The sequence below is a fragment of the Paenibacillus albidus genome (assembly GCF_014644435.1).
Taxonomy (GTDB): domain Bacteria; phylum Bacillota; class Bacilli; order Paenibacillales; family Paenibacillaceae; genus Paenibacillus_AQ; species Paenibacillus_AQ albidus.
This window is the reverse complement of sequence record NZ_BMKR01000002.1, coordinates 82,846-96,654: the sequence shown is the minus strand read 5'-3', so window position 1 is coordinate 96,654 and position 13,809 is coordinate 82,846. Positions and strand designations below refer to the sequence as shown.

General features: G+C 49.6%; 13 protein-coding genes and 1 pseudogene. 12 read left to right on the top strand and 2 right to left on the bottom strand.

The genetic code is table 11. The features are described from left to right. Positions 1-309 precede the first annotated feature (309 nt). The 5 genes and pseudogenes from IEY53_RS02150 (at position 310) to IEY53_RS02130 (ending at position 3,870) form a co-directional block, all read left to right on the top strand. Positions 310-486 (top strand): hypothetical protein, encoded by a 177-nt coding sequence (locus IEY53_RS02150; protein ID WP_189021963.1) that lies wholly within the window; start codon positions 310-312, stop codon positions 484-486. 173 nt (positions 487-659) lie between these two features. Continuing rightward, a complete protein-coding gene (locus IEY53_RS02145; RefSeq protein WP_189021962.1) occupies positions 660-1,196 on the top strand; it encodes a hypothetical protein in 537 nt (178 codons plus the stop codon). Beyond that, positions 1,193-2,020 (top strand): annotated as a pseudogene (ypfJ, locus tag IEY53_RS02140) (KPN_02809 family neutral zinc metallopeptidase); the annotation flags it as partial. The gene IEY53_RS02145 and the pseudogene ypfJ, both read left to right, overlap by 4 nt. Positions 2,021-2,203: 183 nt before the next feature. Then, on the top strand, positions 2,204-2,728 hold the full coding sequence (locus IEY53_RS02135) for a sigma-70 family RNA polymerase sigma factor (RefSeq protein WP_229695927.1): 525 nt from the start codon (positions 2,204-2,206) through the stop codon (positions 2,726-2,728). Positions 2,729-2,781: 53 nt separating this feature from the next. Then, positions 2,782-3,870: a DUF4179 domain-containing protein gene (locus tag IEY53_RS02130; RefSeq protein WP_189021960.1), complete on the top strand. Its 1,089-nt coding sequence runs from the start codon at positions 2,782-2,784 to the stop codon at positions 3,868-3,870. Positions 3,871-3,935: 65 nt separating this feature from the next. On the opposite strand, the gene IEY53_RS02125 is transcribed toward IEY53_RS02130, so the two are convergent. After that, positions 3,936-4,805 carry a LysR family transcriptional regulator gene (locus tag IEY53_RS02125; RefSeq protein WP_189021959.1) on the bottom strand — a complete coding sequence of 290 codons (870 nt, stop codon included), beginning with the start codon at positions 4,803-4,805 and terminating at the stop codon, positions 3,936-3,938. Positions 4,806-4,929: 124 nt separating this feature from the next. Here IEY53_RS02125 and IEY53_RS02120 point away from each other — a divergent pair, with 124 nt between their 5' ends. From IEY53_RS02120 to IEY53_RS02105, 4 genes are all read left to right on the top strand, one after another. Further along, positions 4,930-5,445, top strand: coding sequence for a GNAT family N-acetyltransferase (locus IEY53_RS02120; RefSeq protein WP_189021958.1), 516 nt, complete (start codon positions 4,930-4,932; stop codon positions 5,443-5,445). Between the two features lie 109 nt (positions 5,446-5,554). Continuing rightward, positions 5,555-6,703: a YARHG domain-containing protein gene (locus IEY53_RS02115; RefSeq protein ID WP_189021957.1), complete on the top strand. Its 1,149-nt coding sequence runs from the start codon at positions 5,555-5,557 to the stop codon at positions 6,701-6,703. A gap of 106 nt (positions 6,704-6,809) precedes the next feature. Beyond that, positions 6,810-7,622, top strand: coding sequence for a helix-turn-helix transcriptional regulator (locus tag IEY53_RS02110; protein ID WP_189021956.1), 813 nt, complete (start codon positions 6,810-6,812; stop codon positions 7,620-7,622). Positions 7,623-7,754: 132 nt separating this feature from the next. Beyond that, entirely contained in the window at positions 7,755-8,732 is a 978-nt protein-coding gene (locus IEY53_RS02105; RefSeq protein ID WP_189021955.1) for an aldo/keto reductase, read from the top strand. Here the strand turns inward: IEY53_RS02105 and IEY53_RS02100 are convergent. Next, complete coding sequence (locus IEY53_RS02100; RefSeq protein WP_229695926.1) at positions 8,716-9,303, bottom strand: P-loop nucleotide/nucleoside kinase family protein; 588 nt, start codon at positions 9,301-9,303, stop codon at positions 8,716-8,718. The two genes, IEY53_RS02105 and IEY53_RS02100, sit on opposite strands and share 17 nt — an antisense overlap. Positions 9,304-9,465: 162 nt before the next feature. Here IEY53_RS02100 and IEY53_RS02095 point away from each other — a divergent pair, with 162 nt between their 5' ends. From IEY53_RS02095 to IEY53_RS02085, 3 genes are all read left to right on the top strand, one after another. Beyond that, complete coding sequence (locus tag IEY53_RS02095; RefSeq protein WP_189021954.1) at positions 9,466-11,454, top strand: sedoheptulokinase; 1,989 nt, start codon at positions 9,466-9,468, stop codon at positions 11,452-11,454. A 364-nt stretch (positions 11,455-11,818) separates the two neighbouring features. Continuing rightward, complete coding sequence (locus IEY53_RS02090) at positions 11,819-12,760, top strand: AraC family transcriptional regulator (protein WP_189021953.1); 942 nt, start codon at positions 11,819-11,821, stop codon at positions 12,758-12,760. A 97-nt stretch (positions 12,761-12,857) separates the two neighbouring features. Beyond that, positions 12,858-13,787, top strand: coding sequence for an ABC transporter permease (locus IEY53_RS02085; RefSeq protein ID WP_373293784.1), 930 nt, complete (start codon positions 12,858-12,860; stop codon positions 13,785-13,787). The last annotated feature ends 22 nt before the right edge of the window (positions 13,788-13,809 follow it).

Below are 13,809 nucleotides of genomic sequence, written 5' to 3'. Positions count from 1 at the left end.
AACGGACTCAGGATCCGCTAAATGATCCATTGCCCCCCATTTTGGGCTAGAGATCATACAATAAGAGCACCTGTGTCCGTATAAAAGGACAACACCCTTCGTTGCCTCAAATAAGAGCACCTGAGTCCGCTTCCTTGCACAGCCGGTCCCGGTGACGAGTGGTTGCCGGGCCCAAGTCAACCGCTGATTATGGACTTGAGCTGCCGGCCGTCTCATACCTAGAAACGCTATATATGCATAAGACAGGCCCGTCTGCGCAATATAAGAGGGAACGTGCAGTGAAACCAGGCTGCAGAAGGAGGGGACACCATGGAACATACGTCCAAGCCCGATAAAAACTTGATAAACACCGTCAAAGATCTGGAGCAGGCGCCTGTCAACAGTCATCAGGCCCAGCAGATGGAGCAAAAGGAAAATGACCGCCGCAAAAAAATGATCGGCCGTAACGCCAAATTCAAGGAAAATGAACACAACACTTATAAGTAAGCTAAAAACACTAGAAACCAGCCAGCTCCTGCTTTCCGGAGACAGGCTGGTTTTGTTTTTTTGTCACCCGGGTATAAGCTGTACTGGGTTTGTCTCGACCTGAAACGGTTAATGAAAACTAATTGACTCCATGCTGAGCATCAGGAAGCAATAACCGGAAGGGGGAGCTCAGAATGTGGAGCCGTATCAGAAAAAGGTTGTATGACACTCAGGAGCCTGCGTTGCCGCTGGCTATCTTCCGAATCGGCTATACACTTATCCTTGGCCTGGAAGTTGTCCAGCTGATGATTTTCCGGGATTTGATCTTTCAGAAGGACAGCCTTGCTGCAAGGTACGACGTCTTTCTAACGCTGCTGTTTGTGGTTTGGCTTGCAGCCCAAAGTCTGACGGATTACGCAACATATTGGGCGGTCCGCAATCCCAATCAGCTGGACAGAGGTCGCGGCGTCATTGAAATTCAGAAGAAGCCCATCACTGTGGCGCTGGACCGTTTCCGCAAAAATCAGCTTAAGGACAACATCCGGCAGCAGTGGCAGACCATTGGACATATTCGGAATGAGGATAAAGAACTGAAGCTGAAGCTGTCCCCGGCGTCCCGGAGAAGCCTAAGACCTGGGGCGAAGCAGCGGGGGAGTGAAGCCCGAAGTATCAGATTATATATGCACTTAAACGGTAGGATTCATGAATTAGATAAGGAGGGCAGCCTATGAAATGGAAAGGCAGAAGAAGCAGCACAAATGTTGAAGACCGCAGAGGCCGGGGAGGCAAGACGATCGTCGGCGGTGGAATCGGCGGAATACTCATCCTCCTGATTGTGACACTGCTTGGCGGGAATCCGGGGGATCTGCTGAATAGCGTAACAGGAACAGAACCCTCAACCAATACCTCATACACCGAGGCCGCCGAGGAGAAAGAGCTGGCGGAATTTGTATCCGTAGTGCTGGCCGATACTGAAGAGGTCTGGTCGGAGCTCTTCGCCCGGCAGAATAAAACATATGAGAACCCGACACTTGTGCTCTATACTGACAGTGTGCAGTCAGCCTGCGGTGTTGCCGGATCAGCGGTCGGGCCGTTCTATTGCCCTGGAGACCAGAAGCTCTACATCGATCTAAGCTTTTATGATGAGCTTCAGCGGGAGTTCCAGGCTCCCGGCGACTTTGCCATGGCTTATGTGATCGCGCATGAAGTCGGCCATCATGTGCAGACACTGCTGGGAACAACGGAGCAGCTTGCAGCCATGCGGCAGAAGCTTGGTGAAACCGAATATAACAAATACCAGGTCCGGTTTGAACTGCAGGCCGATTATCTGGCAGGCGTATGGGCCAATCATGCCCAAGGGATGAACCTGCTCGAAGAAGGAGATCTGGATGAAGCTTTGACCGCTGCAAGTGCGGTAGGAGATGATACTATACAAAAGAGAGCGCAAGGATATGTTGTTCCTGACAGCTTCACTCACGGCACCTCCGAGCAGCGGAAAAGCTGGTTCTATAAGGGCTTCCAATCCGGAACGATTGAAGGCGGAGATAGTTTAGCGGGGGGAGTCTGTAAAACCATTTCCCGCATCCATCAGCAGGCTGCTGCCATGTTTTATTGGCAGCAGCCTGCTTCGTATTTTACTGATACCTATTTTTAGGGCGGCACATGTGACCATTTCACTTCCTGCTCTGTCTAATTAAAGACAAGAAAAACAAATGAATGAAAAAGGAGGTGTTAATCCATGAATCTGGAGCAGGAAGTTCTCAAAGCCAAAGAAGGGGATCGCGAAGCTTTTATCCGCTTGATGAAGAGCACGGAAACTGCACTGCATAATACAGCCCGGGCAATGGTCAAAAGAGATGAAGATATTGCCGATGTCCTGCAGGAAACCATCCTGAAAGCCTACAAATCGCTGCACCTGCTGCGCGAGCCTGGATTTTTCCGTACCTGGATCTTCCGCATCCTGATTAATGAATGCCACACCGTTCTCAAAAAAGCTTCCCGCAGTATTGCGGTAGCCGAACTGCCAACAGTGCCGGCAAGCAGTCACGATTATGACAATGTGGATTTGCGCATGGCTGTGGACCGTCTGGAGGACCAACAGCGCATCGCCATTGTACTGTACTATTTTCAGGATATGACACTCAAACAGGTGGCAGAAACTTTGGACATCTCGGAAAGTGCGGCCAAAACCCGGCTGTACCGGGCCCGTAAAACATTGCTTGAGGAACTCAGACCCCAAACTGAAAGGGAAGATGCCCTATGAATCACTTTGAACTTGAAAAACAACTAAAAGCAGTAAAAGCAAACGAAAAACCAATGTCAGACAAGGTGCGCACCCGACTGGATCAAACATATGATATGCTTCCATCGATGGAAACTCAGGCCAAGCCAAACCCGGTTCGTTCCTGGAAACGCCGTACCGCGTCCATCTCCGCTGCTGCGGCTATCCTTGGGGTATGCGTATTCGCCTCTGGTTTCGTCTCCCCGGCGATGGCGGATTCCATCAAACAAATTCCGCTTATTGGCAGCCTGTTCAGCAGCATGGAGGTGGATCTCGGACTTAAGAATGCAGCCACTCAAGGGATGACCCGTCAGGCCAACAGTACTGTATCCTATAAAGATGTGAAGCTTGAGGTTAAGGAAACGGTATTTGACGGCAGCCGGGCAGTGTACGCCCTGGAGGTGACGGCACCCAATCTTAAAGATGGCAAATATGACAACGGACAGGAGAAAATCAAGCTTAGCAATGCTATTGAAGATATTCGGTTCGATGTGATAGGACATACCTCCAGCGATCCGGAGTCCCCTCTGAATCAATCGGTCCAATACAACGGGGCTGGAGACAAACACCCGAACACCCTCATTATAGAGAAGAACTTCACCACATTTGACCGGGAATCAGCTGTCGATCTCCCCGATTCCATCGTAGGCGAAATGCTGATCACGCTTCAAGGGATGGATCAACCGTTTAAGCTTGAAGTGCCGTTTACCAAGTCTGGCCGTAATCTTGTTCATCTGCAGCCTGAAGCTGCTGCAACCTCAGGTGATCTTACGCTCACGATTAACAATCTGGACATTACGCCGCTTACTACCCATGTGACCTACACTTTGCACCAGAAGTCCGAAAGCACACTAACCGAAGCGCAGCAGAGGGACCTGGCTTACACGAACCTGGCTTTATACGACGACCAGGGGAATCTGCTGGACAGCTTTAATGGCATTGGCCGAATCGACGGCAACACGCTCAGTAAAAGCAACAGCTACGCCTCGGTCATTAACCGGCCGGAATACTTAATCATTAAGGCATTCCACAACAATGACGGCGATTTCCCGTCTAAGATTAAAGATAAACAATTCATCAAAGGGCTGGTGTTCAAAATAGACCTCCCTGCAGCGACAGAATAATCGTTTAATTGCGAGCAGCGATTCTCCCGATTTGTGAGAATCGCTGCTCGCTGTTTGTACTCCTCTTACTCGACTAACAAAGGCTGAATCCCCAGCATCTGAAGACCTAACTGTACATGAACCTGTCCGCGGTTCTCTGTCAAATATAAGGCGTAAGCCTTCATCGCCGGCGGTCTGAATGCACAGCGAAGCTCAAAGAGCTCCTGCCGATCCAGATAAGGCTGCGCAATGTAGCGCGGCAGAAATCCAAAATTGAATCCGCGCAGAAGAATGGACAACATGATCGTGGAATGATCGGTCTGCAGGGGAGGGACATATCCGGCTCCAACTATGGATGAGAACCACTCGGGGAAAGGATAATCCCAGGCAAGGTGACAATAATCAGGGTGAAAGAAATCCGTTCTATCTATAACGGTTTCTTTGGGATGGGCAGAAACAAGCAGCATTTCATCTTCAAACAGTGGAACGCCGGTAATCTTGGGATGATCGGGCGGCTCATGTTTGATCGCAATTTGCACGACGCCATCCAGCAGGAGATCACGGATCATGTAACTGGAATCAATATAGCTTAGAAATTTCACGGCTACACGGGGATGCGCCTGCCGGAAGGAGAGGATATGCTCCAGGTAGCGGTAATGCCAGACAGAGCCTGGCCCGCTCAGGACAATGTAATTCTCCATTTCTTCCGCAAGGGTGATCTTGCTCTCTTCGAACAAACGCAGCATCCTCTGGGCATAAGGAAGAAAAGCAAGACCCGCCGGAGTCAAGCTGACGTTTCGTTTATCACGGATAAATAAGGCTTTGCCTGTTGTCTGCTCCAGCGCTTTGATCCTGGCTGTCACTGCAGACTGTGAAATATGCAGATACTCCGCGGCCCGCGTGAAATTCAGAATTTCACTGACAGCGAGAAAAGCCTCCAATTGCGATAAGTCCATTACGCACCTCTGTCATTCGGTTTATTGATGATTGTAATGCATAAAATTCGTTATACAAATGATATCCTTTCCGTTATGATTTCGCTAGAGCAGAGGAAACAATATATGCGCTGGAGGGAAACGTATGGATGAATGTGTAAACATCGAGCAATTGCAAACTATCGAAGCTAGTGTGGATGAGCTTTCGGCTCTTTTAATTGAAGTCGTAGCGGATGGGGCATCGGTCGGATTTCTGCCGCCTTTAAGTCACACGGAAGCACATGCTTACTGGCAGAATGTACTGTCACCGGAAGTGATATTGTTTGTTGCCACCCATAACGGCACTATTGCCGGGACGGTGCAATTGCAATTATGTACAAAGCCAAACGGCCAGCACCGTGCTGAGATTGCCAAGTTAATGACACATCCCGGTTACCGGCGCAAGGGAATTGCCCGTTTATTGATGCAACACGCGGAAGAACGGGCGAAACAGGAAGGGATCACCCTGCTAGTTCTGGATACAAGAGACGGCGATCCATCAAACGCGTTATATGCGGCGCTGGGTTACGTGAAGGCCGGGCAAATTCCCTGCTATGCAAAATCTGCAAACGGTGATCTGCAGGCTACGAATTTCTATTATAAAATCTGTGAGGATAACTAGCCCTGCTAGACCCACAGGCCCGTCTCCCATCTCATAGATATGCCCCCCAAAATTCTGTACAATGAGGAATATACAGAATTTTGAAAGTGGAGAAACTGGGGGACTAGGAATGGAAAGAAGATGCAAATTAGGACTCGTGTTAGGTATTGCTGCCTGGTCGCTATTGGTGGCTGGCTGTTCAGCTATTGAGGATACGTCCTCTATTGATCGATCTGAGCCGCAAAAAGTACAGAAGGAGCTTGTCAGAGACTATATTTTCAAAGACAGCGACACCACCTTGTTAACCGAAGCAAATGTCAGCAATCTGGATGGCAGACTGCTTGAGTTGGCCCGAAATGAAATATTTGCCCGGCACGGGCTTGTTTTTAAGCGAAAGGATTTGCAGAGCTTCTTTGAAGCCAAAAGCTGGTACAAGCCTGATCCGAATTACGGCGGCAGCTTGACCGTACAGGAGAAGAAGAATATTGCACTTATTCAGAAGGTGGAACAGCTAAGTGCTCACAACAGGCTTGAACAGATATGGGAAGAAGATTACCATGTGCTGGAGTATCCGTCCGATATGGATCATTATAAACGCAAGGATGCATGGGTCGACCTGGATGGAGACGGTACAGCCGAGCAGATCCAAATGTCTGTCCATGAAATCAGCGAAGATGATATTGAATGGCAGCTCACCGTGAATCAGCAGCACATTTCCGGATCCATGAGGTATCCCACAGAGTATTTCCAAATCGTGGATGCAGATATCAATGATTCTTATTTTGAGATTGCCATAGAGAATTACGGGGAAGATGCTGCCCGCTGGACAGAATACTACTACTATAATGGCCATAGCATTGTCCCCATGGGGGAAATAGACGGGATAACCGGAAATAAGGAAGCGATGAATGGAAAAGGTGGCGTTAACGCATCGATCCAAGCTTATACTCTTCAATCCTGGTATTATCTTGAGGAGTTTCATTTGGACAAAGATCATCTGTGGCAAAGAACCCCTAAAGCATTCTACGCTATGGAGCCGCCTACCCCCTGGATTGCCAAAGTACGTGTCCCTCTCTACAAATCTCCCGGCTCTAAGGATATTGTAAAGTGGGTGGAGCCGGGAGAGAAGGTCTTTTTTCTTGGTGGAGATCCTGAGAAAACCGGGAAACTGCGAACTGAAGAGGGGTCAACAGGATGGATTTGGGTCCAGGAAGGCCTGCTCTCGGGCACATCCCAAGATATTAATGATTGTTTTGACGGACGTTTATTGTATGGATAATCATCTGACCTTTGACTCTTCGCAAGGCCCACAGGCCCTGGAATCCGTTCGACTATGTTAAAATAAGTCTATCGCTTGGATCAGGAAGAGGTGGACGGACATTAATATGGAGAACAACAGATTTAAGACGTTAGGCGCTTACCTTAAATCACGCAGAGAGCGGCTTCAGCCCGACCAAGCCGGTCTAGGGGGTTCCTATGGACAACGAAGAACGCCCGGACTTCGCAGGGAGGAAGTGGCGATTCTGGCAGGGGTCAGCGCTACTTACTATACTTGGCTGGAGCAAGGAAGAGAAGTGAACGCTTCACGGGAGGTCATGGAGAATATAGCGGTAGCTCTTCAACTAACGCCTGATGAGAAGACTCATCTGATGCAGCTATGGAATCCGCATGAGCCCGTAACCGTTCCCTTTCAGGACAGAAGGCTGAAACCCCATTGGCAGCCTATTATTAATCAGCTCACGGATCCTTCGTTTATCACGAATGAGCGCTCTGAGGTTCTAGCCTGGAATCCAGCCGCCGCTGCAATCCTCGCGGACTTTGCAGTATGGCCGGCCGATGAACGGATCATGATCCGTATCCTGTTCACCAGCCCGGAGCTTCGGGGACGGATACGTAACTGGGAAGAATTCGCGAGACACTCCGTTGCGGTATTCCGTACCTATTATGACAAGCATCCCGGGGACCCCTGGTTCAGTGAGCTGGTTCAGCAGCTCTGTGCGGAAAGTGGTGAGTTCGCAGCCATTTGGAAGCTGCATCAAATTCAGATCAAAAAAGTAACCCGGCTTATGGTGCAAGCTCCCGGAACAGACGACATTCTTTCTTTTGATATCCGTTCCTTGATGAGTCTGGATGATCAGCCGGATCTGCATATTTGTGTATACACGCCAGTGTTGGTAGATAACAGCAAAGCAATATAATCAAAAGTACCAGGTGGCCGGCGGCTGCCTGGTACTTTTGTTACTAGCATAAACATACTGAGGTAGCCTGGCAATGAGTGAACTAGAATAAGAAAGTACAATCAATTATCTACTAAGGAGGCAACAATCTGTATGAGTAATACTACCTTACAAACAAGAAAATTGGGGCGCGAAGGATTGGAAGTCTCAGCGGTTGGTCTGGGCACAATGATGATTCCGGATAACGAAGAGTCGGTTCGCACCATTCAGGGAGCCTTGGATTTGGGTGTAACCATGTTTGATACAGCAGATCTTTACGGTGAGGAGTATCTGCTTCACCGGTTCGGCGGCAATGAGCGGCTGGTAGGACGGGCACTGAAGGGACGGCGTGATAAGGCTATCATTGCGACCAAATTCGGGGTTACGCATACTCAAGGGCCTAAAGGGGACCCTGCTTATATCAAGAAATCGGTCGATGCCAGCCTGTACCAGCTTGGGACTGACTACATTGATCTATATTATCAGCATCGCCCGGACCCATCCACACCGATAGAAGAAACGGTAGGAACCTTGGCGGAGCTGGTCAAAGAAGGGAAAATCCGTTATATCGGGCTCTCTGAAGCACCGGCGGATCAGATTCGCCGCGCGCATGCAGTCCATCCGATTACCGCCGTCGAAACGGAATACTCTCTGTGGAGCAGAGAACTGGAAGACGAAATATTGCCGGTGCTGAAAGAACTGGGAATCGGCCTTGTGCCCTACAGCCCGCTGGGCAGAGGATTCCTGACTGGACAGATCAAGAAATTTGAGGATCTGCCGCCGGATGACTACCGCCGGTTTTATCCGCGTTTCCAGGGGGAGAATTTCATCAAAAATCTGGAGGTCGTCACTTTGATCGAAGAAATGGCCGCCGAAAAAGGCTGCACTCCCGCACAGTTGGGACTCGCCTGGCTGCTGGCGCAGGGCGACTTCATTGTTCCGATTCCAGGAACCAAACGGCTGGAACGGGTAGCGGAGAATTTTGGCGCTTTGCAGGTTCATCTGACGGCAGAGGATCTGGCCCAAATCGAACGAATCTCGCCAAAAGGCATTGCTGCCGGTTCACGTTTTCCGGTTAAGTCGCAGATATAAATTGCTCAATCTTATGGACAGTCGCCTCAATATCAGGGTCCGAGTTATCAATCAGGGCCACACCTGTTTCCGGAAGCGGCCACTGCAGCTTACGGCGGCGGAGTGAATTGCGAAATTCAGCCCAATGTTTTATTTTCCAGTCATCCAAAGGGGAGTGCCGGCTATTAATCCGTGTGCGGTACAGTTCTTCATCCGCCAGCTCCACCCACACAACCTTGACCTCAACTTCCTGCAAGGAACGTCCTATACGTAACAATTCGCTGCCGATCCAATCCGGATCGGCAGCTTCTTTGGTAAATGGACCAACTACGAATACATCTGCATTCAGGCCGATATTATCAAGCGCAGCATCCATAGTTATCCGGTAACCCAGATCACGGCAGAGCTTCTTATACTCGGCGGAATCTCTGTCCGAGGGGTCCAGTCCATGCAAGATCATTATCGCCTCGGCTGCCGGACGCAGCAGAATGTCCATATCCAATACAACTGCTTTGCGGCGGGAAGCGACCGCTTTGGCAAGCGTTGTTTTGCCTGCTCCAGCTGGGCCGAGAAAAAATACAAGTTTGTTCATCTTAATCTCTCCTACAACCATTGATTTCACTTCAGTACTAATATATTCCCATACCTGATCCTATCTGTGCAAATGGAGCTCTGCAAACCGTCCTCTCTTCCGTTGGAATCACGTTCAATATTTGATAGAATAACGCCATAAGATTAGGAGAGAGGGAAACTCATGAAGTTCATTGGACTGGATATTGGAACTACAACCCTAACCGGTGTGGTGTATGACCTGGAGCACAAATCTGTTTCGCACATGATTTCGGAAGAGAACAGCTTCGTCAGACCCAAGAGCAGTCCGGATTGGGAAAGACTGCAGGATCCGCAAACGATCTTAGATCAGGCAGAAGGAATGCTGGATCAACTGATGAAGTGGGAACCGGACGTGCGCGGAATCGGCCTGACTGGGCAAATGCACGGAATTGTATACACGGACCGCGAAGGCAAACATGTCAGTCCACTTTATACCTGGCAGGATGGTAGAGGGAATCTGGCGTTGGAACCTACCTGCTCCTATGCAGAGTGGCTGAGCGAACAGACCGGTTATGAAGTGGCTTCGGGTTACGGGTTAGCAACCCACTTCTATAACCTGCGTCACCATCTTGTACCACCAGAAGCAGCCAGCTTGTGCACAATTGCGGATTATGTGGCCATGAGGCTGTGCGGCGTAAATAAACCATTGATTGACGCAACCCAGGCAGCAGGGATCGGTTGCTACAGCTTCGCCTTAAATAATTTCGACAAGGAGACCCTTGCCGGAGCAGGTCTACAGCCGCAATATTTGCCTCAAGTAGTGCCAAGCGGGACTATAATCGGTCAGACGCGCACCGGACTATCGGTCTGCACCTCACTGGGAGACAATCAATCCAGTTTTCTCGGAAGTGTGCCACAGCCGCAGAATTCGCTGCTTCTGAACATAGGGACAGGAAGCCAGGTGTCGGCGCTTCTGCCGGAGGCATGCCCCCGAATAGAAGGAATGGAAGCAAGACCCTTTCCCGGTGGCGGCATCCTGATGGTTGGCGCGGCTCTGAGCGGAGGCAAATCCTACGCGCTGCTGGAGAGTTTTTTTAGGCAAGTGATTGAGGCTTATACGGGCGACGAAGCGGGCGACATCTATCCTCTGATGAATCAGCTTCTCGTTAATGAACAGAGCGGCGGCCGCGGATTGACTGTGAATCCACAGTTTCTCGGATCGCGTCAGAATCCGGGTGCCCGCGGCAGTATTGAGGGCATCACGCCGGAGAACTTTACTCCCGGAAATCTGACGCATTCGTTTCTTCAGGGAATGCTTGATGAATTACTCGTTTTCTATATGAAATTGCAGCAACAGCAGACGGCTCAACCTTTCCAGTATTTAATCGGGTCCGGCAACGCGCTGCGTACCAATCCTGTACTATGTGCGAAGGCGCAAACCGTATTCGGGCTGCCGATGAGACTTAGCGCGGCACCGGAAGAAGCGGCCGCCGGAGCGGCGTTGTGTGCAGCTGTGGGATCAGGCGCAATCGGCAGCTTCCAGGAAGCGGCGGCGTTCGTGGCCACGGTGCAAGCACCGGAAGAAGCAGATTCATCGAAGGACGGACTGGCGACAGACAGCTCCTATTCGGCTGCAAACGAAGGGGCAGGGGAAGATTCCGATGAAGAGCAGCTGCAAATAACCGCTGAGAAACGGAATGAATTGATAGTACGTTATGGTCTGAGTGTACTGCAGACTCCTGCGAGACCTATTCTGATGGTCCAGCCCGGGCACTCTATCGGTCCTTTGCGGCTGGGCATGACGCGGGAAGAGATGGAGCTGGCTGCCCGGGAGGTTCAGGTCTATTTCCGTGTGGAGTACGATGGGGAAGGGAAGGCTTCTTTTATCGAAATCGCTAATCCGGATGCCCCCTGGACCTGCCTTTACAGGGAAACAGATCTGTTCCGCACAAAAGCGGCGAAGTTGGTGGAAATTCTGGATCAGCAATCCGCGTATGAACGGAATCCCGAGGAGGTGGGCTGTACTTACAGGTTTCCCCGTCTTGGACTTACACTGTGGAGGTCCATTAATCTGACCGAAGAAGACTTTCTAAAGGAGGAGTACTGGAATATGCCCCCTGATATTCAGGAGGATGAACGCCGATATCTTTATTTCGAATCGGTGTCTATTTTCTCTGTTGCAACGGATTAGAATATAGAATACGGGAAATCGCAACATCCCTGCAGACAAGTCTTTTCCCGCAGGGATGTTTTGGTTTCTTCCATTTGGAGTTTGACGTAGCCAGTCCTGAGTCGTAAGCGTCAAACTTTTCCCGCCTGAGTCATTCGGCAGCATATTAAAGGGCTTACATCATAAGCTTAAATAAAAATCCATAGATAACAGAAATGCCAATAAGTGAAGAATCATGTTAGCTCCAACAATCTTATGTAACTTTTGTTGACACTTATATGAGATTATTTTAGGATGAACATAAGAAAATTGCGTTAACTTACAGCAGGATACAGTAGGTTCACTTCAATTTCATGCAGTTCAACCTGTCTAGGGAGTGAGTATAATGGTGCAGTCACGCGCTCAGAATATCCTCAGAGAGAAAGTTATTTTTTCCAGGCAATATCCGATCTTCCTCAGTGATACGATCGGTGTGACCTCACACTATCAAAGGCTGCATGCCCACGACGCTCTGGAAATCAACATGATTAAATCCGGTACAGGCTACTACATGATCAACGGGGAACGATATGACTTCTGCGAGGGAGACATTCTCCTGATTAACTCCAATGATCTGCACTGTGCCTACGAAACCGAGAACCTGGTCATGCAGGTCATCACGGTCGATGCCTCCTGGTTTCTGGGGACACTGCGTTATGATCCCGATATTTTGGCGCCTTTTAAAGAAATGGGCCTCTACTTCAGCAATCTGCTGGACCGCAATAATGAACGGATGGTGCTGCTGCGCTCACTGCTTCTGCAAATGCAGGAGGAGCATGAAGCGGAGCGCCCGTCTTATACTTCCATGGTGTACACCCTTCTGATGCAGTTCCTCGTGAATGTTAACCGTTATTTCCGCATGGATACTTTAAAAGAGAACAAAACCACCATCACCACACCTCAGCTTGAAAAGATCTGGCATGTCACCCGAATCATGGAGGAGCAGTTCGATTATCCATGGAGTCTGGAGGAATTGTCTGCGCTTGTCTATTTGAGTCCTTCCCGATTCAGCGACATTTTTCGGCGCACTGTCGGAATGTCCCCTCTTATGTACTTGATTCACCTTCGGCTGGAGAATGCCTATACCCTACTACAGACGACCGACCGCAAAATCCTGGATATCGCGATGGAATGCGGCTTCCGCACCTTGTCCAATTTCAATCGGCTGTTCAAACGCCATATCGGAACCGAGCCGCGTAATATTCGCAGCAAGCCCGGTTTATGTGACAGTAAGATAGTGTTAGTCTTCGAGAGATTAGGCGGAGCAGTGAAAACTCAAATAGAGTAGTATTGAGTCAGGTAATATAACAATATAGGTTATAAGCACTAACAAGAAGTATGTGGAAGAGGAGGTTAAAATGCAGAAGATCGCCTATCATACTGAAATGAAAAAAGAGCCCCGCAGGCCAAGGTTATTTATGCGATTCGTCCGGCAGTGGGATCTTCAGCTGATGGTGCTGCCGGCGCTGTTCTTCATCTTCGTGTTCAGTTACATTCCCATGTATGGCGTACTGATGGCTTTTCAGGACTACAACCTGTTTAAAGGATTCTCCGCCAGCCCTTGGGTCGGGCTCAAGCATTTTGAGATGTTCTTCAATGCCCCCGAATTCTGGACCATTATGAGGAATACGATTGTCATCAGTCTGCTGAAGCTGCTGATTGGGTTTCCGGCACCGGTGCTGCTTGCGCTGATGCTGAACGAAGTGCGCAGCAAGGTATTCAAAAAAACCGTGCAGACCATCAGCTATCTGCCGCATTTTCTGTCCTGGGTCATTGTCTCCGGTTTCGTCATGTCCATGCTCTCGACAGAGAACGGGAGTGTGAATATGCTCCTGGGTCAATTAAATCTGATCGAAGATCCCGTTAACTTTCTTTCTCTTCCCAAGTATTTCTGGACCATCCTTGTTACAACGGGCGTTTGGAAAGAAATCGGCTTTTCTTCCATTGTCTATCTGGCGGCCATAGCCGGCATCGATCCGCATATGCACGAGGCGGCATCGATGGACGGTGCAGGCAAGCTCAGACAAATGTTTACGATTACGCTGCCCTCTATTCTGCCTGTTATTATCGTCTTTTTGATTCTCGCCGTCGGCAATTTGCTCAGTGCGGGTTTTGAGGACATCCTGTTGATCGGCTCCAATCCGGTGTTGCGTGATGTCAGTGATGTCATTGATACGTATGTATACCGCATTGGTATACAGAATAACCGTTATTCTTATGCTACGGCAGCCGGACTCTTCAAATCGCTGATCGGGGTGTTCCTGCTGGTAGGCGCGAACTATGCCGCACGTAAATCCGGCAACAGCCTATGGTAGGGCACAAAGGAGGGGGTTGCAG